26 protein-coding genes, 3 tRNA genes and 1 riboswitch are annotated in these 24,893 nt (G+C 71.1%); of the genes, 12 read left to right on the top strand and 17 right to left on the bottom strand.

Annotated elements, in window-relative coordinates; genetic code table 11:
- Positions 1-59 precede the first annotated feature (59 nt).
- Positions 60-1,841, top strand: a complete 1,782-nt coding sequence (locus tag ASG53_RS20490; RefSeq protein WP_056127615.1) for a TerD family protein — start codon at positions 60-62, stop codon at positions 1,839-1,841.
- Positions 1,842-1,976: 135 nt separating this feature from the next.
- Here the strand turns inward: ASG53_RS20490 and ASG53_RS01710 are convergent, their stop codons facing one another.
- From ASG53_RS01710 to ASG53_RS01700, 3 genes are all read right to left on the bottom strand, one after another.
- The gene (locus ASG53_RS01710; protein WP_056127612.1) at positions 1,977-2,552 is read right to left on the bottom strand and encodes a TerD family protein; all 576 of its coding nucleotides are present in this window, start codon (positions 2,550-2,552) and stop codon (positions 1,977-1,979) included.
- A gap of 51 nt (positions 2,553-2,603) precedes the next feature.
- Positions 2,604-3,755 (bottom strand): DUF475 domain-containing protein, encoded by a 1,152-nt coding sequence (locus ASG53_RS01705; protein WP_056127609.1) that lies wholly within the window; start codon positions 3,753-3,755, stop codon positions 2,604-2,606.
- Positions 3,756-3,832: 77 nt separating this feature from the next.
- On the bottom strand, positions 3,833-4,408 hold the full coding sequence (locus ASG53_RS01700) for a TerD family protein (RefSeq protein WP_056127606.1): 576 nt from the start codon (positions 4,406-4,408) through the stop codon (positions 3,833-3,835).
- A 186-nt stretch (positions 4,409-4,594) separates the two neighbouring features.
- Here ASG53_RS01700 and ASG53_RS01695 point away from each other — a divergent pair, with 186 nt between their 5' ends.
- A complete protein-coding gene (locus ASG53_RS01695) occupies positions 4,595-4,774 on the top strand; it encodes a hypothetical protein (RefSeq protein ID WP_056127603.1) in 180 nt (59 codons plus the stop codon).
- 55 nt (positions 4,775-4,829) lie between these two features.
- Here the strand turns inward: ASG53_RS01695 and ASG53_RS01690 are convergent, their stop codons facing one another.
- From ASG53_RS01690 to ASG53_RS01680, 3 genes are read right to left on the bottom strand one after another with little or no spacing between them, the layout of a single operon-like run.
- Positions 4,830-6,242 (bottom strand): hypothetical protein, encoded by a 1,413-nt coding sequence (locus tag ASG53_RS01690; protein WP_056127601.1) that lies wholly within the window; start codon positions 6,240-6,242, stop codon positions 4,830-4,832.
- 16 nt (positions 6,243-6,258) lie between these two features.
- On the bottom strand, positions 6,259-7,242 hold the full coding sequence (gene galE, locus ASG53_RS01685; RefSeq protein ID WP_056127598.1) for a UDP-glucose 4-epimerase GalE: 984 nt from the start codon (positions 7,240-7,242) through the stop codon (positions 6,259-6,261).
- Between the two features lie 58 nt (positions 7,243-7,300).
- Complete coding sequence (locus ASG53_RS01680) at positions 7,301-7,663, bottom strand: metallopeptidase family protein (protein WP_082543708.1); 363 nt, start codon at positions 7,661-7,663, stop codon at positions 7,301-7,303.
- Between the two features lie 151 nt (positions 7,664-7,814).
- Here ASG53_RS01680 and ASG53_RS01675 point away from each other — a divergent pair.
- The 5 genes from ASG53_RS01675 to ASG53_RS01655 all read left to right on the top strand — a co-directional run bounded on the left by ASG53_RS01675 (position 7,815) and on the right by ASG53_RS01655 (position 9,156).
- Positions 7,815-7,887, top strand: a tRNA-Glu gene (locus tag ASG53_RS01675).
- A gap of 122 nt (positions 7,888-8,009) precedes the next feature.
- Positions 8,010-8,083, top strand: a tRNA-Asp gene (locus ASG53_RS01670).
- Positions 8,084-8,134: 51 nt separating this feature from the next.
- Positions 8,135-8,210 (top strand) — tRNA-Phe (locus ASG53_RS01665).
- Positions 8,211-8,422: 212 nt separating this feature from the next.
- Entirely contained in the window at positions 8,423-8,845 is a 423-nt protein-coding gene (locus tag ASG53_RS01660) for a phage holin family protein (protein WP_056127594.1), read from the top strand.
- Entirely contained in the window at positions 8,842-9,156 is a 315-nt protein-coding gene (locus tag ASG53_RS01655) for a DUF3618 domain-containing protein (RefSeq protein WP_056127590.1), read from the top strand. Before ASG53_RS01660 ends, ASG53_RS01655 begins: the two co-directional genes overlap by 4 nt.
- Positions 9,157-9,240: 84 nt before the next feature.
- Here ASG53_RS01655 and ASG53_RS01650 read toward each other — a convergent pair whose 3' ends face one another.
- Entirely contained in the window at positions 9,241-9,450 is a 210-nt protein-coding gene (locus tag ASG53_RS01650; protein ID WP_056127588.1) for a BldC family transcriptional regulator, read from the bottom strand.
- Positions 9,451-9,784: 334 nt separating this feature from the next.
- On the opposite strand from ASG53_RS01650, the gene ASG53_RS01645 reads away from it, so the two are divergent.
- Positions 9,785-9,991: a DUF3073 domain-containing protein gene (locus ASG53_RS01645; RefSeq protein WP_056127585.1), complete on the top strand. Its 207-nt coding sequence runs from the start codon at positions 9,785-9,787 to the stop codon at positions 9,989-9,991.
- Positions 9,992-10,315: 324 nt separating this feature from the next.
- On the opposite strand, the gene purM is transcribed toward ASG53_RS01645, so the two are convergent.
- From purM to gdhA, 7 genes are all read right to left on the bottom strand, one after another.
- Positions 10,316-11,419: a phosphoribosylformylglycinamidine cyclo-ligase gene (gene purM / locus ASG53_RS01640; RefSeq protein ID WP_056127583.1), complete on the bottom strand. Its 1,104-nt coding sequence runs from the start codon at positions 11,417-11,419 to the stop codon at positions 10,316-10,318.
- Positions 11,420-11,539: 120 nt separating this feature from the next.
- Positions 11,540-13,087, bottom strand: a complete 1,548-nt coding sequence (gene purF, locus ASG53_RS01635; protein WP_056127580.1) for an amidophosphoribosyltransferase — start codon at positions 13,085-13,087, stop codon at positions 11,540-11,542.
- 89 nt (positions 13,088-13,176) lie between these two features.
- Positions 13,177-13,599 (bottom strand): hypothetical protein, encoded by a 423-nt coding sequence (locus tag ASG53_RS01630; RefSeq protein ID WP_056127578.1) that lies wholly within the window; start codon positions 13,597-13,599, stop codon positions 13,177-13,179.
- Between the two features lie 27 nt (positions 13,600-13,626).
- The gene (locus tag ASG53_RS01625) at positions 13,627-15,051 is read right to left on the bottom strand and encodes a VWA domain-containing protein (RefSeq protein WP_056127575.1); all 1,425 of its coding nucleotides are present in this window, start codon (positions 15,049-15,051) and stop codon (positions 13,627-13,629) included.
- Between the two features lie 172 nt (positions 15,052-15,223).
- Positions 15,224-15,598: a sterol carrier family protein gene (locus ASG53_RS01620; RefSeq protein WP_056127572.1), complete on the bottom strand. Its 375-nt coding sequence runs from the start codon at positions 15,596-15,598 to the stop codon at positions 15,224-15,226.
- 3 nt (positions 15,599-15,601) lie between these two features.
- Complete coding sequence (locus ASG53_RS01615; protein WP_056127569.1) at positions 15,602-17,071, bottom strand: RNB domain-containing ribonuclease; 1,470 nt, start codon at positions 17,069-17,071, stop codon at positions 15,602-15,604.
- Between the two features lie 226 nt (positions 17,072-17,297).
- The gene (gdhA, locus tag ASG53_RS01610; protein ID WP_056127567.1) at positions 17,298-18,635 is read right to left on the bottom strand and encodes an NADP-specific glutamate dehydrogenase; all 1,338 of its coding nucleotides are present in this window, start codon (positions 18,633-18,635) and stop codon (positions 17,298-17,300) included.
- Between the two features lie 232 nt (positions 18,636-18,867).
- Between gdhA and ASG53_RS01605 the strand changes: the two genes are divergently transcribed.
- A complete protein-coding gene (locus ASG53_RS01605; RefSeq protein ID WP_056127565.1) occupies positions 18,868-19,407 on the top strand; it encodes a GNAT family N-acetyltransferase in 540 nt (179 codons plus the stop codon).
- Positions 19,408-19,560: 153 nt separating this feature from the next.
- Here ASG53_RS01605 and ASG53_RS01600 read toward each other — a convergent pair whose 3' ends face one another.
- Both ASG53_RS01600 and ASG53_RS01595 read right to left on the bottom strand, forming a co-directional pair.
- On the bottom strand, positions 19,561-20,175 hold the full coding sequence (locus tag ASG53_RS01600) for a GNAT family N-acetyltransferase (protein ID WP_056130472.1): 615 nt from the start codon (positions 20,173-20,175) through the stop codon (positions 19,561-19,563).
- On the bottom strand, positions 20,172-21,023 hold the full coding sequence (locus tag ASG53_RS01595; protein WP_162246122.1) for a DUF1684 domain-containing protein: 852 nt from the start codon (positions 21,021-21,023) through the stop codon (positions 20,172-20,174). Before ASG53_RS01595 ends, ASG53_RS01600 begins: the two co-directional genes overlap by 4 nt.
- A gap of 162 nt (positions 21,024-21,185) precedes the next feature.
- Between ASG53_RS01595 and ASG53_RS01590 the strand changes: the two genes are divergently transcribed.
- The 3 genes from ASG53_RS01590 to ASG53_RS01580 all read left to right on the top strand — a co-directional run bounded on the left by ASG53_RS01590 (position 21,186) and on the right by ASG53_RS01580 (position 24,141).
- Positions 21,186-22,514, top strand: a complete 1,329-nt coding sequence (locus ASG53_RS01590; protein ID WP_056127562.1) for a hypothetical protein — start codon at positions 21,186-21,188, stop codon at positions 22,512-22,514.
- 67 nt (positions 22,515-22,581) lie between these two features.
- Positions 22,582-22,693, top strand: a riboswitch (SAM riboswitch).
- Positions 22,694-22,713: 20 nt separating this feature from the next.
- Positions 22,714-23,238: a flavin reductase family protein gene (locus ASG53_RS01585; RefSeq protein WP_056127559.1), complete on the top strand. Its 525-nt coding sequence runs from the start codon at positions 22,714-22,716 to the stop codon at positions 23,236-23,238.
- A 306-nt stretch (positions 23,239-23,544) separates the two neighbouring features.
- Positions 23,545-24,141, top strand: a complete 597-nt coding sequence (locus ASG53_RS01580) for a TIGR03086 family metal-binding protein (protein ID WP_056127556.1) — start codon at positions 23,545-23,547, stop codon at positions 24,139-24,141.
- Between the two features lie 193 nt (positions 24,142-24,334).
- Here ASG53_RS01580 and ASG53_RS01575 read toward each other — a convergent pair whose 3' ends face one another.
- A complete protein-coding gene (locus ASG53_RS01575) occupies positions 24,335-24,790 on the bottom strand; it encodes a rhodanese-like domain-containing protein (protein ID WP_056127553.1) in 456 nt (151 codons plus the stop codon).
- Positions 24,791-24,893: the final 103 nt, after the last annotated feature.

Raw genomic sequence — 24,893 nt, 5'->3', positions numbered from 1 at the left:
CGCTGGGGAGAACTCCCCCGCACCGCGACGCGCCCAGGCTGCTCTGCGACGATGTGCCTATGACGCTGATGACCAAGGGCTCGAACATCCCCCTGACCGCCACGCGCCTGCGCGCAGACCTCGTCTGGGACACGACGGGTGGCGGCCCTGACGTCGACGCCTCAGCCCTCCTCGTGACCGAGTCCGGCAAGGTGCGCTCGGACGACGACTTCGTGTTCTTCAACCAGCCGCAGCACGCCTCGGGCGCCGTGCAGAAGCTCGCCAAGGTGCCTGTCGCCGGCCAGCTCCGCGACAGCCTCGAGGTCGACCTCGGCCGCGTCGAGACCGCGATCGACAAGATCGTCCTCGGGGCGTCGGCCGACGGCGGCACCTTCGGTCAGGTCCGGGGGCTGCACCTCGTGCTGACCGACGGGGCGACGGGTGTGGAGGTCGCCCGCTTCGACATGACGGACGCGAGCACCGAGACCGCCTACGTGTCGGGGGAGGTCTACCGACGGGGTGGTGTCTGGAAGTTCCGTGCCGTGGGCCAGGGCTATGCCTCGGGCCTGGCCGGCCTCGCGACAGACTTCGGCATCACCGTGGACGACGAGCCCGCCGCGCCTCCCGTGGCCGCGGCACCAGCAGCCCCGATCACCCCTCCAGCCCCGGCCGCCCAGGCCGCACCGACGCGTCCAGCCCGCACCTCGCTCGCAGGCCCGTCTGCGCCGCAGCCCGCAGCACCGGGCACGACAGTCGCGGGTCGGACTGCACCGCGCATCGACACGACCCGCCCGGACCGCACTCCGGCCGCCCCTGCGCAGCCCGCGTACACCCCGCCGCCCGCACCCCAGCACAGCGCCCCGGCGGCGTCGGCCGGCGGACCGATCGACTACACGCGGCCGAGCCGCACTCAGGCGAGCCAGCCTGCCGCACCTTCGGCTCCTGCCGCACCTGCGACCCAGTCCACCTCGGCGCTCCCGAGCATGCCGCCGCCCACGGGCCGTCCCCTCGCCGGGTACGCCCCGCCGCCCGTCGGCACACCCTTGTCCCAGGCGCCCCAGTACGCGCCGCCCGGGTCGCCCGCCGCTCCGCAGGCACCGGCAGCCCCACAGTCACCGCCGGCACCGCCAGCCCCCGGCTACGGTGCGCCCACCGGGTACGGCGTGACGCCCTCCCCCTGGGGCCAGCCAGCACCCGCGGCACCGCAGGCACCGTCCCCGTACGGACGCCCGGACGCGACGAGCGGCGGCTACCCTGCGACACCCCAGACCGGTGGCGCGACAGTGAACCTCGACAAGGGCCGGGTCAGCCTGACGAAGAACCAGCGCGTCTCGCTCGTCAAGACCGGCGCGCCCCGCCTGAGCAAGGTCCAGCTCGGTCTCGGGTGGGACCCGGCCTTCGGCGGCAAGTCGATCGACCTCGACGCCTCGGCCATCGTGCTCGACGCCTCCGGCAAGGACATCGACTCCGCCTGGTTCGCCTCCAAGAAGGCCTGCAAGGGCGCCGTGACGCACCAGGGCGACAACCTCACCGGCCAGGGAGACGGCGACGACGAGGTGATCATGGTCGACCTCGACGCGCTGCCCGCCGAGGTCGCCGCCGTGGTGTTCACCATCAACTCGTTCTCCAAGCACCTGTTCACCGACGTGAAGAACGCCTACTGCCGCCTGCTCGACTCGACCACGCGGTCTGAGCTCGTGCGCTTCGACCTCACGGACTCCAAGCCGAGCACCGGGGTGTTCATGTGCGTCCTGCGTCGCGCGGCCCAGGGGTGGGAGATGGAGGCCCTCGGAGACTTCCACGACGGCCGGTCGGTCAAGGCGATGCGCAAGCCTGCCGCGCAGTACGTGCACGCAGGCTGACACCCGCGCGGTGCGGGCACGCGGCCCGACACCCCGCGCGCCCACGCACAGGCCGCCCGCCCCCGCAGACGGCAGCAGGCCCGGACCCTGGTCTCTCGACCGGGGTCCGGGCCTGCTGCGTCGTGGCTCAGAGGCTCAGAGGTACGGGACCACCGCGGGGAGCAGCTGGTCGAAGGTGCGGCCCGAGGTCGGTGCACCGATCGCGGTCATCGACCAGCCAGCGCCGTCGCGGCTGACCTTGGCCATCACCTGGGCGTTGTGCGTGCCCGAGCCCGTGAGCTCGTAGCGCGCGATCTCCGAGCCGTCGGTCTCGTCGACGAGGCGGCAGAACGCGCTCTCGATCTGGCTGAAGTCCTGCCCCGTGAAGGAGTTCACCGTGAAGACGATCGTCGAGACGTTCGCCGGCACCTGGGTGAGCTCGACGACGATCGACTCGTCGTCCCCGTCGCCCGCACCCGTGCGGTTGTCGCCGGTGTGCACGACCGAGCCGTCCTTGCTGCCGAGCTGGTTGAACCACACGACGTCGACCAGCTGGCCGGAGCCGTCGAAGAGCAGACCCGAGGCGTCGAGGTCGATCTCCTGGTCACGCTTGCCGAAGAAGCCCTTCTTCTTGGCAGCGTCCCAGCCGAGCCCCATGCGGACACGGGTGAGCGTGCCTCCCGAGCTCTTGGTGAGCGAGAGCTTCTGGCCCTTGGACAGGTTCACAGACATGCGGTGGAGTCCCTTCGGTGGTGCGTCGACCAGGCCGGACGGCCAGGCGGGTCAGACTGCGGTGGGGTGATCGGTGCTGGACGTGATGGTTCCCGTGCTCTCCGGGCCGTCGACCCCGTGCCTGCGGCGGTGCCGCAGCGAGGACCAGAACGCAGCCCCGATGAACACCACGCCGATGAGCCCTGTGACGACCTCGTTGATGTGCCACTTGATGGACAGCAGCAAGATCGTCGCGAGCGCGCCGATGGCCCAGTGAGCACCGTGCTCGAGGTACACGTACTCGGCGAGCGTGCCCTTGCGGACCAGGAAGATGGTGATCGAGCGGACGAACATCGCGCCGATGAACCCGAGCCCGAGGGCGATGATGATCGGGTCTGCGGTGATCGCGAAGGCGCCGATGACCCCGTCGAAGGAGAACGACGCGTCGAGGACCTCGAGGTACAGGAAGAGGAAGAACCCGGCCTTGCCTGTCGCCTTGGCGAGCGTGGTCGGACCGTTCGGCCGACCGGTGAGCGGGGCGCTGCCGTCGCCGGCGTCCTCGTCGCTCACGTCGTCGTCGAGCATGTCGCTGTCCTCGAAGAGGCTGCCGAGGCCGTTGACCGCCAGATAGGTGATCATGCCCAGGACACCGGAGAGCAGCACGATGTGCGGGTCCTCGGCGAGCAGCTCGGAGGCGAGCACGAGGGCGATCGCCGCGATGACCACCGAGAGGTTGGCCAGCTTGCCGGCCCGCGCGAGCGGGCGCTCGATCCAGGACAGCCAGGTGATCTCACGGTCGGAGAGCACGAAGTCGAGGAAGAGCATCAGCAGGAACAGGCCACCGAAGGCGGCGATCTGCGGGTGCGCCTCGGCCAGGATGTAGCCGTAGCTGCCGGGCTCGTGCACGTCGCCCTTCTCCATGGCGAGCCGCACGGCCTCGATCGGGCCGAGGCCCGCGGTCACGCTCACGACGAGCAGCGGGAACACCAGGCGCATGCCGAACACGGCGATGAGCACGCCGACGGTGAGGAAGATCTTCTGCCAGGCCTCGCTCATGCGCTCGAGGACCTTGGCGTTCACCACGGCGTTGTCGAAGCTCAGCGAGACCTCGAGGACCGCGAGGATGAGGCAGAGGAAGAGGGCCTCGGGCCCTCCGTAGAAGAGGGCGGTCACGAGCGCGAGGGCCGTGACGACAAAAGACCACCCGAAGGTGCGGAGGATCATGCTCGTGTCCTGTTCTGAGAACTGCTGAGAAAAGGCGGCCCGGGAGAGTCCCGGGCCGCCTTGTGCGAGGTGGTGCGTCAGACGCCGACGCCGAAGTCGCGGGCGATGCCCACGAGACCCTCGGCGTAGCCCTGCCCCACAGCGCGGAACTTCCACTCGGCACCGTTGCGGTACAGCTCGCCGAAGACCATCGCGGTCTCGGTCGAGGCGTCCTCGCTGAGGTCGTAGCGGGCGATCTCGGTGCCGCCGGCCTGGTTGATCACGCGGATGAACGCGTTGCGGACCTGGCCGAAGCTCTGCGAGCGCGCTGCCGCGTCGTAGATCGAGACGGGGAAGACGATCTTGTCGACCTCCGGCGGGACCGTCGCGAGGTTGACCGAGATCTGCTCGTCGTCGCCGTCGCCCTCACCGGTGAGGTTGTCACCGGTGTGCTCGACAGAGCCGTCGACGCTCTTGAGGTTGTTGAAGAAGACGAAGTGGCCGTCCGAGAGGACCTTGCCGCTCGCGCCGGCCATGATGGCGCTGGCGTCGAGGTCGAAGTCCGTCCCGGTGGTCGACCGTGCGTCCCAGCCGAGGCCGACGGTGACGGCGGTCAGACCAGGTGCCTCTTTGGTGAGCGAGACGTTTCCGCCCTTGCTAAGACTGACTCCCACGAGTGCTCCAGACGCTCAGGGCGAGGGACTCACCCCCGCCGATCGGTGTGCTGCGTCACCATGAGGCGACGGCCCGACTATATCCCCGCAGACCCCGGATCTCCCTGGGAAGACGGGTGAGACAGATGGGGAGAACTCTCCCGGCCCGCTTTGACCCGGGCCCCACCGGGGGCGCACCCTGGTGGGGTGAACGAGGAAGAGATCCGCCACCGTCAGGCCAACTGGTTCTTGGGCGGTGCGCTGCTGGTGATCTGCACGGGCATCGGCATCGCCATCACGATGGCGCGGGCCGACACCCTGTTCGTCGGCATCGGCTTCGCCGTGGGCGTCGTGCTCTGCTGGGCCGTCAACAAGTTCGTCAAGTAGGTCGAGCGCCCGCGCCGCTGCACTGCGCGGCGGGTGGCAGACCAGCCGTCAGACCTCAGACGAGGGCCGCGAGGACCCGCTGCCACGTCGCGCGCGGTGACGCTCCCCGCTCGACGAGCACAGACTCTCCGGCGGGGCCCGCCCACGACTGTCCCGACCTGTGGACGACGAGCGCCAGGACGAGCCCGTCCGGGACCCTCGACGACCGACCCGGCCCTGTGCCCATCCACGACACGACCCGGGCAGGGGCCGCAGCGAGGTCGACCACCTCGAGGTAGCGGTGCGCGGCGACAGCCTCACCGCGGCGGGTCGCGACAGGTGGTGGCGTGGCACGGACGACGGCCCACGGTCCGACCCTGTCGACGATCATCGACGCGCTGCCGTCGAGCGAGGCGTCGACCACGTCGGCCGCGCGCACGTGCAGGCGGACGTCGGGCCTGTGCACGGCCCTGCGGACCAGCTCACCCGTCGGGGTGCTCACCCCACGGTCGTCGACCAGCCCCGCCCGCGCCGGGCCAGGTCTGTGCGCCGGAGCCAGGCGGCGCGAGCCCCGGACGAAGATGTCGAGCTCGTCGGCCCCGAGCCAGGCCGCGGGCGGCACGTACCACCGGCCGCGGTCGAGCTCGCGCGTCCACGGGGCGCTGGCGAGCTCGCGGGTCGATGCTGCGCCGGCGCTCTCGCGCGCCGACTCACCGCTGGGGAGCTCGCGCGTCCACGCGGCGCTGACGCCCTCGCCGCGGGATGAGGCGTCGGGCGAGCCCCCTCCGGGGTACGCGGACGCACCGTGCACGGACGCACCGTCTGCCGGGACCACCTCGTCCTGCACCCGGAGTGTCGCGAGCGCGGCTTCGATCGCGTGGACCAGAGCACGGTGGTGGGCGACGGGGACTGTCGCAGAGACCTCGACCACGCCGAGGCGCCCCGAGCCCGAGCCGCCGCCCAGGTCGATGCAGGCGACCAGGACCGAGGTGCGCACGACGGGGGTCGACATGTCGTGCTCGACCACGTCGAGGCGCACCGCCCGGACGTCCCGGCCGAGGACCGTGCGGACCGTCGTCCCGGCGGCGTCGAGCAGCACGGCTGACGGGTCGTCGGCGAAGGCTGCCGTCACACGCGACTGCGCGGCCGTCGCCAGCGCGACCTCGGCCGCAGACGGCGCACCACCGGCCGCGGAGGATCCAGGCTCGCCAGGCGTCCCGAGCGAGACGAGCGGCTCGTGGCCACCAGACGGCCCGCCGCCCCACGCGCTCAGCGCACCCGAGACGAGCGGTGCGAGCCTGCGCACGCTCAGCTGTGCGGCGACGTGGCGGCCCGAGGCGTCAGCGAGCGAGGCCACGGGAGCCCTCGCCCCGCTCCCCGAGACGTCGTCGACGACCACCCAGCCGGCGGGCGGCAGCAGGCTGACACCCGCGGAGGAGACCCTCGGTCCGCCGGTCGCAGCACCGTCCCCGGTGCCGGTCTCAGTCACCGGGCGTGCCGGTAGGTCACACGTCGATCGGACGCGGACCGGCCTGCCAGGCCTTCCACGCCGACGAGAGGATCTCTTCGAGGCCGGCCTCGGCGTGCCAGCCGAGGATCTCGTTGATGCGCTCCGGCGAGCCGACCAGCTGGGGCGGGTCGCCCGCGCGGCGCGCCTCGACGATCGGGTCGATGGTCAGCCCGGACACGGCCGCGAGACCGTCGATGACCTCGCGCACGGACGCACCTGTCCCCGTGCCGACGTTGAACACGTCGAAGGGCTGGGAGTCGTGCGTGAGGTACTGGAGCGCCGCGATGTGCGCCTTCGCGAGGTCGAGGACGTGGATGTAGTCACGGATGCACGTGCCGTCGGGCGTCGGGTAGTCGTCGCCGAAGAGACGCGGCTGCTCGCCGCGCTCGATGCGGTCGAGGACCATCGGCACGAGGTTGAGGACCGCGGGGTCGCCCAGGTCGTCCCACCCGGAGCCGGCCACGTTGAAGTAGCGCAGCGCGACGAACTTCAGCCCCCAGGCACGCGAGGCCGCGCGCCCCATCCACTCGCCCACGAGCTTCGTCTCGCCGTAGGGGTTGATGGGCTCGGCGTGGAGCTTCTCCTCGACGACCGAGACCGAGGGCATGCCGTAGGTCGCCGCAGAGGACGAGAAGACGAGCTTGTGCACGCCGGCCTCCTCCATCGCTGCGAGGACGTTCGTGAGGCCGCCGACGTTCTGCTGGTAGTAGTACGTCGGGCGGGCGACAGACTCGCCGACCTGCTTGCGCGCCGCGAAGTGGATGACAGCGTCGACCTCGTGCTCGCGCAGCGCGGCCACGAGGACCTCCTGCGCACCGGCCGACGCGACGTCGAGCTCGATGACCGTGGCGTCACCGACACGGCTGCGGGCTCCGGTGCTCAGGTCGTCGACGACGACGACCTCGTCCCCGCGCTCCTGCAGAAGACGCACCACGTGTGCGCCGATGTACCCAGCCCCGCCAGTCACCAGAATCGTCATACCCGCAGGCTACCGTTCCGGGGCTGCGCGCGGCAGGGACGTCCGGCGCTCTCTCCGCCTAGGCCCAGCCGAGCTCGTGCAGGCGCTCGTCGTCGATCCCGAAGTGGTGTGCGATCTCGTGGACCACCGTGACGGTGACCTCCTCGACGACCTCCTCGACCGTGTCGCAGATCGCCAGGGTCGGGTTGCGGAAGATCGTGATGCGGTCCGGCAGCGCCCCGGCGGCCCACCCGAGGTCGCGCTCGGTCAGCGGCACGCCGTCGTAGACCCCGAGCAGGTCGGGCTGCTCGGGCGGGGCGTCGTCCTCGACGAAGATCACCACGTTGTCCATCTGGGCCGTGAGCTCGGGCGGTACCTGGTCGAGGGCGTCCGAGACGGCCTCTTCGAACTCTTCTCGCGACATGTCGACCATGCGGACCATCCTCCCCCACACACCCGCCGAGAAGCCCCGAAAACCGCAGAGATCCGCCTCTGGACCTCGTGTTTTGCATCCGGGCCCGATCTCGCTCTATGCTTCGTACGGTCCTAGACGGTTCGTCTGTGGTTCTGCCATCAGCAGCGTCAACGACTAGGCCCCCATCGTCTAGCGGCCTAGGACGCTGCCCTTTCACGGCGGTAGCACGGGTTCGAATCCCGTTGGGGGTACGAGCAGGACAGGGTCACCGCGAGGTGGTCACGAAGGGCTCAGAAGTACTGTAGGATTCTCAACGGTTCGGACAACGAACTGTAGTGAAGCAGCAAGGACCTTGTGTCACAGCGTGATCCAAGGCCCCGTAGCGCAGTTGGTTAGCGCGCCGCCCTGTCACGGCGGAGGTCGCGGGTTCAAGTCCCGTCGGGGTCGCTTTGATGATGGTCGCCCGGTCATAGAGATATGGCCGGGCTTCCGTGTCAAGGCTCTGTAGCTCAGTTGGTAGAGCGTTCGACTGAAAATCGAAAGGTCACCGGATCGACGCCGGTCGGAGCCACCAGAACACCGAGAACGCCGCAGACATCGTCTGCGGCGTTTTCTGTCGTCCCCCACATCCCCGCGCACCAGTGGACAGGGCCTGTTGCCCTGCGGCGCACGTGCTCACGCCGTACGATCGGTGGAGATCAGCCGCGCAGGGCCCCTGGTCACAGGGGCGCAGCAGCGGCGACGCGCGGCAGGCGACGCGCGGACCAACAGGAAGGTGTGACGGCGATGAGCCAGAAAGACTCCGGGCTGCCAGGCAGCTCGAGCGAGCAGACGTCGATCGGGACCCTCGTCGGCCGGTTGAGCGAACAGCTCAGCCGACTGGTCCGGGCCGAGATCGCGTCGGCCAAGGCCGAGCTGTCGGCCAAGGCCAAGAGCCTCGGGATCGGGATCGCGCTCGTGGTGGTCGGAGCGGTCCTCGCGCTCTACGCCATCGGCTTCCTGCTCTACGCGGGTGTCGCCGGGCTGTCGAACGTCGTCCCGGTGTGGCTCGCGGCGCTGATCGTCGGCGTCGTGCTGCTCCTCCTCACGGCCCTCCTCGCACTCGTCGGCCTCAAGCTGCTCAAGAAGGGCAGCCCGCCGTCCCCCGAGATCACCGTCAAGAGCATCAAGGACGACGTCGCCGCCGTGAAGGAAGGTCTGAAGTCATGAGCGAGCAGCCGAGCACCCCTGACACCTCGAGCATGTCGGCCGCCGAGCTCAGCGCCGAGGTGCTGCGCGCCCGCGCCGAGCTGGCCGCGACCGTCGACGAGCTCTCGACCCGGCTCAGCCCGAAGAACCTCGCCGCCGACGCCGCCACGACGGCAAAGCTGGCCGCGACCGACGCCGGCGCCTTCGTCACCGGGGCCGGCCTGCCCGCGCAGCCGGGGTCCCGCGCCCGCAACGCGAAGATCGCCCTGGGCGTCGCCGCAGGGGTCGTCGCGCTGGTCGCCCTGGCCGTGGTCCGGCGCGCCCGCCGCTGACCCGTCCACGACGCACGAGAGGCCCCGTCCGATGATCGGACGGGGCCTCTCGGCACTTCTGGTGTCAGACGGCTCGGTCGAGCGTCAGGACTCTTCGCCGATGTTGACGCCGGAGTCGGCGAGCAGGCCCTTGACCTCGGCCTCGCGGTAGCGGCGGTGGCCACCGAGGGTCCGGATCGACGAGAGCTTTCCGGCCTTGGCCCAACGGGTGACCGTCTTGGGGTCCACACGGAACAGGCTCGCGACCTCAGCCGGCGTGAGGAGGACTTCCTGCTCTCCACGGTTGCTCAACATGATGCACCTCTCTGTGGCACAGGCTGGTCCCGGGGGGAGGGAACTCATCGATCAGCCCTAGCCGTTTCATCTATTATCACCCTACGGGCGATTCGTGCCAGCCGCCAGCCGGGGTGAAAAAGGAGCGGATGACCGAGTTGCTCAGACTGGGCCCGTCTGCACGGAGCGTGACGGTAGCCACAGATGCCCGTCGTGACGGTGCCCGCCCGCGCTCTGAGTGGTCCAACCGCCCCGCGAGCATGTACCGTTAACCCACGAACAGACGAAACACACCCCGGGGCCGCACGTCTTCTGACGCCAGCCGCCCCGCTTCTACGTTGAGGGGGTCGGAGCCATGGGCCGCGGCCGTCAGAAGGCAAAGCAGACCAAGGTCGCTCGGGAGCTGAAGTACTACTCTCCCGACACGAACTACAAGGCTCTCGAACAAGAGCTCACTGGTCATGGCGGAACCGATCTCGCTACGGACTCTCGCCACAGCGCGAGCAGGTCCGACGATCTCGAGGACCGTGAACCGTACGCGGACTGGTCCGACGACAGGTGACCTCGGCGTCATCTGTCGCCTCACCCCTCGTCTGAGCAGACGCCCCGTACGACTCGACGCTCTCTGAGCGCCGGCTCGTCGGCGCCGTCTCTCGTCGTCTCCCGAGCAGCGCAGCCTGGTCCAGCACCGGGGTGCGCTGCTCGTCGTCTACCCCGGGGCAGAGGCACTCACGCAGAGGCACTCACGCAGGGGCACCCAAGCAGAGAGCGCCGCACGACGGTGGTCGTGCGGCGCTCTGAGCTCTTCAAGCGTTGCGTCGCGCCTCCGTCCCCGGCAGGGGACAGTCGTCGACGTCCTGGCCGAGGACGCGCTGCGTCGTCCTGCTCAGGCCCTGTACTCGCCGTGGAGCCTGACCGCTCCCCCGTCGACGCCCTTGGCACCGCGGACGATGCCCTCGCCCGTCGCGCCGTCGTCCTCCGTCACGACACCGAGCGTCCAGGCTGGGACTCCGAGAGCCGCGAGGCGGGCCAGTGCGGCGTCGGCACCGTCGGCCCCGACGACGGCGACCATGCCGACACCGAGGTTGAGCGTGTTCTCGAGGTCGCCCCACGGCACCTGACCGAGGCCGCGCACGACGTCGAAGACCGCCGGGACGGTCCAGCTGGCACGGTCTACCGAGGCGGACAGGCCCTTCGGGAGGACACGCGCCAGGTTCGCCGCGAGACCACCACCGGTGACGTGGGAGTAGGCGTGCACCTGCGCGCCGGCGTCGCGGGCCAGGGCCAGGCAGTCGCTCGCGTAGACGCGGGTCGGCTCGAGCAGCTCTTCACCGAGGGTGCGGCCGAACTCTTCGACGTGGCGGTCGAGCGTCCAGCCCGCGTGGTTGATGACGGCTCGGACGAGGGAGTAGCCGTTGGAGTGCAGGCCAGAGGAGGCCAGCGCGATGACGACGTCGCCCGTCCGGACCTTCTCCGGGCCGAGCAGGTCGGCAGCCTCGACGACACCGACGGCTGCGCCGGCGACGTCGTACTCGTGCGGCCCGAGGAGCCCGGGGTGCTCGGCGGTCTCCCCGCCGACGAGCGCGGTCCCCGCGACCTCGCAGGCCGCGGCGATGCCACGCACGATGTCCGCGATCCGCTCGGGGACGACCTTGCCCGTCGCGATGTAGTCGGTCATGACCAGCGGCTCGGCGCCGCAGACGACGATGTCGTCGACGACCATGCCGACGAGGTCGAAGCCGATCGTGTCGTGGATGTCGAGCGCCTGGGCGATCGCGACCTTGGTGCCGACGCCGTCGGTCGAGGAGGCGAGCAGCGGGCGGTCGTAGGCCTTGAGCATCGAGACGTCGAAGAGCCCGGCGAAGCCGCCGACCCCGCCGAGGACCTGCGGGCCGTGCGTGCGGGCCACAGCCGACTTCATCAGCTCGACGGCACGGTCACCTGCCGCCGTGTCGACGCCGGCGGCTGCGTAGGTGATGCCTTCAGACACTTCGATGACTCCTGTGGTTGGCGCGGGTCGCTGCTGACGGTCCCTGTGGTGGTGTGCGGACCTGGTGCTGGTCGAGCAGACGGCTACGTGGTGCGGGGGTCTGGCGGTGCTGGCAGAGCGTCAGGGGTGCTGGAGCGCCCCGGCGCCTCCCGCCGACACCGTGAGATTCGACAGCCCGTCCTCAGGCGCGCCGAGCGGCAGCTCGGCCTGCTCGAGGAGGTTCTTGCCCAGACGCGCGGCGTCCGGGAGCTCGATCGGGTAGGTCCCCGAGAAGCAGGCCGTGCACAGCTGGGACTTCGGCTGCTCGGTCGCGGCGATCATGCCCTCTTCCGAGATGTACCCGAGGGTGTCCGCCCCGAGGGACTGGCCGACCTCGGCCGGGCTCAGGCCGTTGGCGATGAGCTCGGCCCGCGAGGCGAAGTCGATGCCGTAGAAGCACGGCCACTTCACGGGCGGGGAGCTGATGCGCACGTGGATCTCGGCGGCACCGGCCTCGCGGAGCATCCGGATGAGCGCACGCTGGGTGTTGCCGCGGACGATCGAGTCGTCGACGACCACGAGGCGCTTGCCCTTGATGACGTCGCGCAGCGGGTTGAGCTTGAGCCGGATGCCCAGCTGGCGCAGGGTGTCAGAAGGCTGGATGAAGGTGCGCCCGACGTAGGCGTTCTTCATGAGGCCCTGGCCGAAGGGGATGCCGGACTCCTGCGCGTACCCGACCGCGGCCGGGGTGCCGGACTCCGGGACGGGGATGACGAGGTCGGCCTCGACGGGGTGCTCGCGGGCGAGCTCACGGCCCATCTCGACACGCGCTGCGTGCACGGAGCGGCCCTTGATGCTCGTGTCCGGGCGAGCCAGGTACACGTACTCGAAGACGCAGCCGGCACGCTCGGGCGTGGCGAACTTCTGCGAGCGGAGGCCGTCGGCGTCGATCGCGATGAGCTCGCCGGGCTCGACCTCGCGGACGAAGCTCGCCCCGACGATGTCGAGGGCGGGGGTCTCGCTCGCGACGACCCAGCCGCGGTCGAGGCGGCCGAGGACGAGCGGGCGGACACCCTGGGGGTCGCGCGCCGCGTAGAGGGTCTTCTCGTCCATGAACACGAGGCTGAAGGCGCCGCGCAGCCGCGGGAGGACCTCCATCGCGGTCTGCTCGAGCGTGTGGTCGGCGTCGCCGGCGAGCAGCGCGGTGACCAGGGCGGTGTCGGTCGTGTTGCCGCGGGCGAGCTCGCCGCGGCGCTGTGCGCCGTAGCGCTCGGCCACGAGATCGACGAGCTCGGCGCTGTTGACGAGGTTGCCGTTGTGCCCGAGGGCGACGGTGCCTGCGGCCGTCGCGCCGAGGGTCGGCTGGGCGTTCTCCCACGTCACGCCGCCGGTGGTCGAGTACCGGCAGTGCCCGACCGCGATGTGACCGGTCAGGGCGTTGAGCGCCGTCTCGTCGAACACCTGGGAGACGAGTCCCATGTCCTTGTAGACCAGGATCTGCTGACCGTTGCTGGTCGCGATGCCGGCCGATTCTTGCCCTCGGTGCTGCAACGCGTACAGACCGAAGTAGGCAAGCTTGGCGACCTCTTCACCGGGAGCCCAGACACCGAAGACGCCGCAAGCGTCCTGGGGGCCTTTCTCGCCAGGCATGAGGTCGTGGTTCAGAAGTCCATCTCCGCGGGGGGCCACGGCTCTAGTGTCCCACAGAGACGGGGGTCGACACAGGTCGGTCGCCGACGGATGAGACGGCTGGGCGAGCGCGCAGGTGACGCAGCACGTCAGGCTCCGGCAGGTCCCCTGCGCTGCTTCGCGACCTTCGCCGCGCCGCGGCGGTCGACCCAGACCGCGCAGGCCCCGGCGAGCAGGACGGTGACCAGCGTGGTGCCCAGGGTCGTGACGAGGACGTAGATCCACCGGTTCACGAGGTTCTCCGACGACACCCAGAGACCGAGCGCGACCCCCAGGACGATGCCGAGCAGCGCACCCGTCCAGAAGAAGGCGCGGTAGCGCGGTGCGCGTCGGATGGTCGCCGGCTGGGCCGACGCGGCGATCGCGGCGATCTGCTCGTCCGTGAGCGGCCCCTCGGCCGGGATCGCCACGGGGGCGTCGTGCGGGTCGTCGGCCGGGGTCGCTGCGTCCTGCGGCGTCGCAGAGACCTCGTCGGGGGTGGACGGCTCGGGCTGGGAGGGAGTGGAGCTCACAGTCCCAGGGTACGTCGTCGGCCGCGCTCAGCCACCGACGATCCCGGCCGCATGGGCCGCACGCAGCCAGTCGGGGAACTCGCCCAGCAGGCGGGCGTAGAGCTCGGAGTCCGCCACGGCGTCGATGTCGTCGAGCTCGAAGAAGCCGACGTTGTCGACCACCCGGCCCTCGAGCTCGTCGAGCGCCGTGAGCAGCCCGTAGTTGGCCCGGCCGATCCCGACGAACTGCCAGAAGGCCGGCAGCCCCGACGCCTGCCGGACCAGCTCGGTGATGGGACCGCGCTGGGAGAAGCCGCCGTCGGTGAAGAAGAGCACGAGGGTCGGCATGGGGTCGCGCTGCCGGAGGGTCGAGAGCACCTCGGACATGATCGGGATCTCGTCGTTGTACCCGCCGATGCGGCGGTAGCTGATGCCGCCGTGGGTGCCGTCGAGGTGCAGGAAGGTGTCGGACCACTCGTCGGCCTGCTCGACCGTGACGTCGGGGAGCCTGGCGAAGGAGCTGCCGTAGAGGTAGGCCTCGAGGCTGCCGTCGTCGTCGAGCTGGATGGCCACCGGGATCATGCGCTCGACCACACGGTGCACCACTCGCGTCGAGTACTGGCGGCGCATCGAGCCGGTCTTGTCGATGACCATCACGACCCTGGCGCGGGCTGTCGGGGCGCCCTTGGTCAGCAGGACCTTGGCCACCTCGCGCTTGCGCAGGTCGAGGCGCTGACGCTTCTCGAAGGAGAGGCGCTGCTCCCCCGGCACGCTGCGGACGCCGTCGGGCGTGGCGGGCACTGCAGGCGCGGGGGGTGCGGGCGGGGGCGACGTGGGGGACGTCGTCAGGGGCGGGTGGACCTGGGCGGGTGGCGGTGCGACGGGCTGCGAGGGCGCTGGGCCCGCGGCGGCGCTCGTCGCCTCGGGCACCTGCGGGGTGTCAGCCACCGGCACCTGCGGGGCGACAGCCTCGGGCACCTCGTCGTCGACGCTCACCCCGTGCTCACGGACGAGATCGGCCAGCCCGCCGTCCCAGCCGGCACTCACGTTGCGCAGCTTCCACGCACCCTGGCGCCTGTAGACCTCGAGCAGCACGACGGCACGCTCGGTCGTCAGCCCCTCGACGGGGCACTCGAGAGTCTCGGCGCCGGCCTGGACGCTGACACCGAGCCCGTCGATCGCGGCGAGCGACCCTGAGGTCCCCTCGTCGAGCGCCACGGCGACGGCGACGGTCGCGACGTCCTGCGGGACACCTGCGAGCGACAGGGTCAGCCGGTCCCCCGCGACCAGGCGCAGGGCACCCTCGACCGAGGCGGGCTGGTTGAAGAACACGAGGTCGTGGTCACCACGGACCCGCCCGGCGTCGGTCAGCTGGAAGGCCATGAGGTCGACGGTCCCGGTCTGGGCGCCCGAGACCGCGATGCTGAGGTCCGTCGAGCCCAGGGTGGTGTTCGCGCCGCGTGCCAGTCTCATGTTCTCCCCGTCCGGTGTGGTGACCAGGCCATGATGCCCTGACCGCCGCTCGAGCCGCACGCTGTGGGACGGAGCACCTGGGAGCCGGGCACGGCAGCGGTGATCCGGGAGGGACCTGCTCGCCGCAGACCTTCGTCGCGTCGACGTCCTCGCCACCCCGGGCAGCTGGGGACTACGACCTGTCGCGGACCGCCTGGAGCGGGAGCAGGTGCGAGATGTCGGCGCGGTCGCCCGAGGCGCTCACCCGGCCGTCGGTCACGGCGTCGTGCCACGAGACGAGACCGCACGCAAGACCGAGCCACGTCTCAGGATCGGTCTCGACGACGTTCGGCGGTGTGCCGCGGGTGTGCCGTGGGCCCTCGACGCACTGGACGGCGCCCCACGGCGGCACCCGCACCTCGACGGCGTGCCCGGGAGCCACGTCGGCGATCTCCTCGAGGGTGAACCTCACAGCTGTGGTCACGGTCGCCCGTGCTGCGTCACCTGATCGCCACGACGCCACAGCGGTGCGGCCCACCGCGGGGTCGGTGCGGCGTCGGACTGCCATGCGTCACCCTTCGTAGGAGAACCTGATCTTGCGGTCCTCGATCGAGACCTCGGTCAGCTCGACCTCGACAGACTCCCCGAGGGGGAGGTCGCGCGAGCCGCTCGTGACAGTACCCCGGACTGCCGGGTCGTCGACGACGACGAGCCCCTTGCGCGGGTCTTTCGCGTCGACGTCGACCACGACCCCGCGGAAGGTCTGCCCGACCGCCCCCGTCAGCAGCGCGGCCTCGACGATGTCGATGCTCGCCCGCTCGAAGGACGAGGCGCGCTGGCCCGAGCGGGACATGGTCTTGGGGAGGTCGTCGAAGGCGTCGACGACCCACGACGGCACGGCCGCCGCCCCGCCGCCCGAGGACAGCGCGAGGCAGATCTCGGTCGTGTACCTGTCGACGAGCCGCCGCAGCGGGGCCGTGACGTGGCTGTACTCGGCCGCGATCGCGGCGTGCTCGGAACCTTCGGGGACCGGCCCCTGGAAGGCGAGATAGCCGGCGCCGCGGAACAGCGACGTCGCCTCGTTGAGGAAGGCCGCGTCCTGCGGGATGCGCGAGTCGAGGGTGCCGAGCAGCTCCGCGTAGGGAACCTCGGCGGGCCAGTCGATGCCGATGGCCAGCGCCGTGCGACGCAGCCTCTCGACGTCACGCGGGTCGCTCGCGGGGAGGGTGCGCAAGATGCCGATCTCGCCAGCACGCATGAGCGAGGCCGCCGCGATCCCGGTGAGGAGGGAGATCTGGGCGTTCCAGCCCTCCGCGGGCAGGACCGAGCGCAGCTCGATGCTGTAGGTGCCGTCGTCGTGGAGCGTCACGTTCTGCTCGGGCACGTCGATCGACACACCGCCGCGGTCACGCTCGCGAGCCTCGCGCAGCGCGCCGACCTCGCGCAGCAGGACGAGGACCTCGTCGGCGGTCCCGGCGTCGAGGGCGTCCTGGACCTCGGTGTAGGTCAGCTGTGCGCGGGACCTGACCAGCGCACGCCTGACCGTGACGTCGAGGATCTCTCCGCGCTCGTCGAGCTCGATCCGCCAGGCTGCGGCGGCCCTGTCGACGCCGGGCAGCAGGCTCGCGGAGTCCTCGGAGAGGACGGGAGGGTGCAGCGGGGTGCGGCCGTCGGGAGCGTAGAAGGTCACGCCGCGCAGCTGGGCCTCGGTGTCGACGGCACCGCCGGCCTGGACGATGCGGCCGACGTCGGCGATCGCGTAGTCGACCACGTACCCGCCCGCGCCGGACCGGCTCAGGTGCACGGCCTGGTCGAGGTCCTTGGAGCCTGGCGGGTCGATCGTCACGAAGGGGAGGTCCCGCAGGTCGAGGCGCTCGGCCGCGTAGTCGTCGCGGAGGGCGCTGGCTCGCGCCTCATCGAGCACCTCGGGCGGGAAGCCCTCGGGGATCGAGAGCTCAGAGCGCAGCCGCGCGAAGGCGACCCGCACCCGCTCGGGGACGGTCGACGCCGGGAGGTCCAGCCGGAGATGACGTGACGGCACCCACCGACTGTACGACGACCTGCGCAGGATGCACCCGGTGGAGACAGGGAGGCACAGCCGACCATCCCGGTCTCGCCGGACAGGCCTGCGACCTCGACGGTCTCTCGACGCCGACGCACGATGCCCGCAGCTGGAGAGCGTGCGCTCCCCAGCTGCGGGCACCTGGTAGCCGACGAGGCAGACCGGGGGTCGAGAGGCGGACCTCTCGAAAAGTCTGCCGGTCGCCTCAGACCACGCCGAGGGCGATCATCGCGTCGGCGACCTTGGTGAAGCCGGCGATGTTCGCGCCCGCGACGTAGTTGCCCGGACGGTCGTAGGTGTCGGCCGTCGCGGCGCAGCGGTCGTGGATCCCGGTCATGATGGCCTCGAGGCGGTCTTCGGTGTGCTCGAAGGTCCAGGAGTCACGGCTGGCATTCTGCTGCATCTCGAGGGCGGAGGTCGCCACGCCGCCGGCGTTGGCGGCCTTGCCGGGTGCGAAGAGCACGCCTGCGTCCTGGAAGGCCGCGACGGCGTCAGGGGTCGTGGGCATGTTGGCGCCCTCGGCCACGGCGAGGACACCGTTGGCCAGCAGGGTGCGCGCGGCGTCGCCGTCGAGCTCGTTCTGCGTGGCGCACGGCAGGGCGACGGTCGCCGGGACGTCCCAGATGCTGCCGCCGGTCACGAGCTTCGCGGAGCCGCGGCGCTCGACGTAGAGGTCGACGCGTCCGCGCTCGACCTCCTTGATCTGGCGGAGCAGGTCGAGGTCGACCCCGGCCTCGTCGAGCACGTAGCCGGTCGAGTCCGAGAAGGCGACGACCTTCGCCCCGAGCTGCTGGGCCTTCTGGATCGCGTAGATCGCGACGTTGCCCGAGCCGGAGACGACGACACGCTGGCCCTCGAGCTCGAGGCCCCTGGTCTTGAGCATCTCGCGGGCGAACATCACGGTGCCGTAGCCCGTGGCCTCGGTGCGCACGAGCGACCCGCCCCAGCTGATGCCCTTGCCGGTGAGGACACCGGACTCGTAGCGGTTGGTGATCCGCTTGTACTGGCCGAAGAGGTAGCCGATCTCGCGACCGCCGACACCGATGTCACCGGCCGGCACGTCGGTGTACTCCCCGATGTGCCTGTACAGCTCGGTCATGAAGGACTGGCAGAACCGCATGACCTCGCCGTCGGAACGCCCGCGCGGGTCGAAGTCGGAGCCGCCCTTGCCGCCGCCGATCGGCATGCCGGTGAGGGAGTTCTTGAACACCTGCTCGAAGCCCAGGAACTTCACGATGCCCAGGTAGACCGACGGGTGGAAGCGCAGACCGCCCTTGAACGGGCCGAGGGCCGAGTTGAACTCGACGCGGAAGCCGCGGTTGATCTGCACGCGGTTCGAGTCGTCGACCCACGGCACCCGGAAGATGATCTGGCGCTCGGGCTCGCAGATCCGCTCGAGCACGGCGGCGTCGGCGTACTGCGGGTTCTTCGCGAGGACCGGGGCGAGAGAGTCGAAGACCTCACGGACCGCCTGGTGGAACTCGACCTCGCCGGGGTTGCGTCGCAGGACCTCGTCGAACACGGGCGCGAGCTGGCCTTCCATCAGGTGGTTCTCCTTCGTCGAGCGCCGCGGACGGCGGATCTGGGACGCGGGTGCCAGTTGGCGTCGCCAGAGTACCCCCGGCGCGGGAGTGCTCAGGGGGGCCTTTCGGCCGGTGGACAGACACCTCGGAGAGGCCCGCTCGAGCACGTGCGGACGGCCCTGCCCACGCGCCGGCCCACGCGTCTTCCCATGCGTCTGCCTACGGCCCGACCTCGCGGGTAAGGTCGGTCGGGTGCCCACGCTGACCTTCCGCCGCGCGACCGAAGACGACGTCGCAGACCTCGTCGACCTCGTCACCTCCGCCTATCGGGGGGACTCGAGCCGCCAGGGCTGGACCACCGAGGCGGACCTGCTCGAGGGGCAGCGGATCGACGCCGTGCTGCTGCTCGCCGACCTGCGCGCCCCCGACAGCGTCGTGCTGGCCGCTCACCTCGACGGCTCGGACCACGCTGTCGACGGATGCGTGCACGTGCGCCGCACAGGTCCGACGACCGGGTATCTCGGCATGTTCTGCGTGCGCCCGAGCGGCCAGGGTCAGGGCCTCGGCAAGGAGATCATCGCGGAGGCGGAGAGGTTCATGGCCGCCGAGTGGGGCGTCACCACGGTCGAGATGACTGTGCTCGACGCGCGTACCGAGCTGCTCGCCTTCTACGAGCGCCGCGGGTACACCCGCACCGGCGAGCACAAGGCCTTCCCCTACGGCGACGAGCGCTTCGGGCTGCCCCAGCGCGACGACCTGCGCATGGAGATCCTCCGCAAGACCGTCGGCTGAGATCCACCGCACGAGCGCGCCCGTGTGGGGACCGGTGCTCCGCGGGCAGACCGACGGACCCCGGAGCAGGCGGGCAGTCCGTGGGGGGGCCTGAGCCGGTCGGCAGGCGCCTCGTCCGCGAGCGTCTCGGTCGACGACCTGCGCCAAGCCCGGTCAGACCGGTGGGAGCATCCACTTCTCGAAGGCGAGCGGGCCGTCTGCGTCTGTGCGCACCACGTGGGTGTCGAAGAGCGCGGTGTACCCGGTCCGCAGGTAGAGCCCGACGGCCTCGGGCTGGCGTGACCCTGTCGTGAGGTAGATGCGGCTGTACCCCGCAGCGGCGGCACGGTCCTCGAGCTCGGTGAGCACGATGCGGGCCAGGCCGCGGCGACGGTGCTGGTCGTGGGTCCAGATTCGCTTGAGCTCGGCCGTCGGTGCGACCGTGCGCCCGTCGGTGCCGCGCTCGGCCTCCGGGTACAGGGAGAACCTCGGGTCACCGAGCTCGGGCTCGACCGAGAGGCGGAACGCGCCGCCCGCGACGGGGACACCGTCGTCGAGGACCAGGACGAAGTCGCCGTCGGGGGCCACGAACTCTTCGGGGCTGTAGTGGGCCATCTCCTCGCGCAGGACCTCTTCGCCGAGGAGCGACGCGTAGAGGCGCAGGTAGGTGCGCTCGAGGTCGTCGAGGAGGGGCTGGACCAGGGCGTCGCTCATGTGGACCGAGCGGACCTCGAACCCGTGGTGCGGGCCGTCCAGGCGGCCGCCGGCGATCACGCTGTCGGTGCTCATCGGACGCGACACTCCCCTGCGGTGACGGCGAAGGGCACGTCGTTGCCCTCGACGGGCTGCGGGCAGGTGCCGAAGTCGCTGAAGGCGCACGGCATGTCGTAGGCACGGTTGAGGTCGAGCACGACGGTGCCCTCGGTCTCGCCTGCGGTGTCGACGGTCAGCGAGCGCCAGGCGGGGGTCTCCTCCGACGTGTCGGTGAACAGCAGCGAGGCGCTGCCGGGTGCGTCTCCGACGAGGCGCAGGGTGACGCTCTGGCCGTCGCGGGCGAGGTCGACCTCGCCGGTGACGGTGACCTCGTGGCTGAAGCCGGGCTGGGCTGCGCCGACGACGGCGGGCTCGGGCTGCGCGTACCAGCGGACCGGGGCCTCGAGCACCCAGGACGGGTCGTAGTCGAAGGTCGGCACGCCTGTGAAGCCTGTGGCCATGGGCGCACGGGGGTCGCGGACCCGCAGGATCGGTCGACCGCTGCGGATGCCCGCCTCGACGGCGACGTCGCCGGGGACGATCGCGGCGATGGTCGAGCCGGCCGTGGACACGTCGACGGAGTGGACACCCTCGAAGGGCTCGTCCTCGACTGCGCGCCCGGCGCTCGTGTCGCCCGCGCGCAGACCGTCGGCGGCCGTGACCTCGACGTGGATGCCGTGGCGGTCCGCCCACCAGCGCCCCGGGAGCTGGGCGTAGGCCGTCGGGACGTCGGTGAGCTGGTGGAGTGCGGTGAGCGTCAGCCAGCCGTGGTGCTCGGCCAGGCCGGCGTCGCGCTCGGCGCGCCACGCGACCCAGAGATCGCGGGGGCTCGGCGTCGCGGTGCTGCCCGCGTCGCCCGGCGCGGGGCTGGTGCTCGTCGTCATCCCACCATTCTGCCGCTCCGGACCGCGCCGCGAGGGCGTCCAGAGTGTGGGACTCAGCACAGCAGGAGGGCTCCTCCACGCCTTGTTCACAGGCGAGGGCCTGTGCCTCTCACCCGCTCTGTGGTAGGCAGGATGCGGCATCAGACGCAGAGAAGAGACGACGTGAGCACCGACCCTCAGGGTTCGACGCACAGATCGACGGACAGCTCGACGCACACAGCGGCACAGAGACCGACGCCCGAGCCGGCGCAGGGACCGGCGGAGAGATCCGCGCAGGGACCGCGCCACGGCACGCCGGTCGACGACGCGAGCCCGCGCACCGGACGAGGCGGGCGCTGGGGTGCCGGTGCACCGAGGACGAGCGTCGTCGCCCGTCCTGTCGGCCTCGTCGTCGCAGCGGTCGCCGGGCTCGCCGTGGTCTCGACGGGGATCGCGATCGGGGCGGGTTCACCTCCACCCACGGCCGGGAGCCCTGCAGGGGTCGTGACTGCCGCACCGACGTCCGCGCTCCCGGGCGTCGCGTCGACGACGGCGCCGGTCGACGCACCCGACGGTGACGCGCCTGTGGGCGACCCTGAGGACGCACCGACGGTCGACCTGCCCCCGTCCGCAGAGCCACCGGTGATCGAGTGGGACGACCTGCCCGAGCCGGCTCAGCCCGACCCGGCACCCGAGCCCGTCGCGACCTTGCCTCCCCTGCCTACGCTTCCGCCCCTGGCACCGGTGCCCGACGTCGTCGCGCCGGGTACACCGCCCTCAGGTCCCTCTGAGCCCGCCGGGCCCAGGGTGCCGACACTCACCGGACCGGCGGCAGGCACTGTGCTGATCACCTTCCCCACGGTCTCAGGGGCGGCCGAGCCGGGTGCCACGGTCGTCGTGACGACCACCTCGGGTGACTCGTTGGCGACAGCCGTCGCAGACACCTCGGGCGCCTGGTCTGCGCAGGTGTGCGGGGAGCTGACCGGAGCCCCAGCAGCGTGCCTCACCTCGACGGACGCCCTGACCGTCGCCGCGCACGCCCGCGACGAGACGACAGGCTCCGAGTCCGAGGCGTCCACGGCGCTCTCGTGGACCTTCGACCGTCCCGTCCTGGCAGCGCCGACCGACGGCGAGGTGATCGAGGCCCCCGACGGGGGCGACGTCCCCCTGCGGGTCGAGGGGACCGCCGGAGAGCTCGTGCAGCTGAGCGTCGACGGGACGCCGACGGGCGAGCTCCACAGGGTGGCGGGCGGGGAGGACCTCGTCTGGCGCGGCCCGTCTGCGGGGTCGCACACGCTGAGCCTGCGGTACGTCGACGTGGGTGAGGGTGGCACAGCCGTCACCGGCTTCGGTCCGAGCCGCACGTGGACGGTGAGCGTCGCCGAGGTCGGAGGGGCACCGGAGGGGACGCTCGAGACTGCTCCTGGCGAGGTACCAGGTGGAGCTCCGGCCGAGGCGCAGCCCGAGCGACCGGGCAGCACCCCGGCGTCCACCCCGAGCACCACCCCCTGACCAGATGGTGAGACGTTCTGGGAAAGCCGATGACAGGACGCGAGCCGTTGCTATACCGGTCACTCAAGGTCACGAGAACCGACGCGAAGCCCCGGCTGGTCGGACAGCAACCCCATCGTCATGGCGGGGTGCTCCGGGAGATGACCTGGCTGGTCCCCCGGGACCGGCAAGCCGACGACAGACCACCGAAGGACTGCACATGACCATCCAGGACGAGCGTCTCGCCGACCTCGACACCCACCTGTCCCCCGACGAGTTCAAGACCGTGTTCCGCCAGCATCCAGCTGGCGTCGCCGTCGTGACCCTGCGTGGACCCCACGGCCACGTGGGCTTCACAGCGACCTCGGTCATCTCGGTGTCCGCGGCACCGCCGCTGCTCGCCTTCTCGATCGCCGGGACGTCGTCGTCGTGGGCCGCGCTCGCCGAGGCCGACACCCTGGCCGTCAGCTTCCTCTCCCAGGACCAGGACGACGTGTCGGCACGCTTCGCGACGAGCGGCATCGACCGCTTCGCCGCAGGCGGCTGGACCGAGCTCCCGAGCGGCGAGGCCGTGATCGACGGGGCCGTCACCTGGCTGCGCGGCAGGATCCTCGAGCGCACGCCCGTCGGCGAGAGCTTCCTCGTCTCCGTCCGGGCCATCGAGTCCCAGACCCGCACCGACGCCACCCCGCTGGTGTTCCACGACAGGACGTACCACCGCATCGGGGACCAGACGGCGATCTGAGCCGAGCTCCGCCCCTGAGGCCGCGCCACCGCCTACCCACCGCGCGGCCACCGTGCCCTCGTGCGCCGACCGGTGCGCGAGGGCGCAGCCGTCCGTCAGACGTCGACGGTTACGCCACGAGACCTCTCCCACACTCACCGGCGGCGACGCTCAGCGCTCTCGCTCGGCGTCGCCTCGCCATGCCGTGACGTGCCGTGACGTGCCGACAACCACGATCTGGACTATTGCACCATAGGTGCGATAACTTGGCGAGAACCCCCGGAGGCCAAACAGCCGACCACGGATCGACGTCGGAGAGGTTGGACAGTGGACATCTCCGCTCTGCACACAGCCACCGAGCAGCTCGCGTCATATCTGTCGGAGGTCACCTCCGGCGACCTGACGTCCCCGACGCCGTGCGAGGAGTGGGACGTCAAGAATCTCTACCACCACCTGCTCGACGAGAACCTCGCCTTCGCCCAGGCCCTCACGGGAGCACCTAGGGCCCCGGACGCCTCGCCCGACTTCGCGTCGGTGCCTCCCGCCGGCGACATGGCCCACCACGGCTTCGATCACGCGTACAGGCGCACCGCCAGAGACATGGAGGATGCCTTTGCCTCCACCGACGACGAGTCCCAGGTGCGGGAGGTCCCGGGAGTACCGGGGGCTCGCAGCATCGACGACCTCTACGGCATGCAGCTGTGCGACACGGTGATCCACACCTGGGACCTGGCGCGGACTCTCGGGTTCGAGTGGGAGGTCGACCCGACAGTGGCTGCGCTCGTCCTGCGCCGCCTCGAGCTGCTCCCCGGGTCGGCACGCGGCACCGGGAAGGCCTTCGGGCAGGTCCGGCACGCTGTGACACCTGACCGGAGCACCATCGAGCGCATCCTCATCCTCTCGGGCAGGACGCCTGACGAGTGAGGTTCCACCCGGCGCACGGTCCTCGACGACTGGCGCGGACTCAGCAGCGAGGCTGCTCTCGAGGGCGATCAGCGCACCTTCAGGACCCCTGCCGGTGGACCGTCGGCTGCGCACAGACCAGACCACCGGCAAGAGCGACGGCGAGAGCACAGCGAGCCCGTCCTCCGGCTCCTCCGCGCTCCGCCCTCCGCCCTCACGACGTGAGCGGCAGCCCCGCCGCAGCCCAGCCTGGTGCTCCGCCCTCGACCTGGCGCACGTCGGTGTAGCCACGGGCGATGAGCTCCGCCGCGACAGGACCAGACCCTCGCTCCGAGCCGCAGACCACGACGATCGGGGTGTCGAGGGACACCGGCAGAGCGGCGCCGTGGCCTGCGGCGGCGAGGGCCGACGCTGTGGCGGTCGGGTCGAGCTCCGGTCCGAGGTCCGCGCGATCGGTGATGCGGGCGCCCTCGATCGCCCCTGTGGTCGCTCGACCTGCGGCGCTGCGCACGTCGAGCAGCAGGCCACCTGAGGCGAGGTGGCTGGCAGCGTCCTGCGGGCTGACGAGCGGCGCGAGCCCGCGCGCGGCGGCAAGTGCCTCGTCATCTCTGGACGAGGGCGCGGGTGAGGTGTCGGCAGGGGTGTCCTGGTGGGGCGTCGTGCGAGTCATGGTGGGGATCCTCTCGGTGCTGGTCGGTCAGGGGGCAGGGCCGGTCGTGCCGGCTGTCGTCAGGCGGGCAGAGCGGTCAGGCGGGCAGAGCGGTCAGGCGGGC

It is taken from the genome of Sanguibacter sp. Leaf3, assembly GCF_001425965.1.
Lineage (GTDB): Bacteria > Actinomycetota > Actinomycetes > Actinomycetales > Cellulomonadaceae > Sanguibacter > Sanguibacter inulinus.
This window is presented reverse-complemented; position numbering and strand designations above follow the sequence as displayed.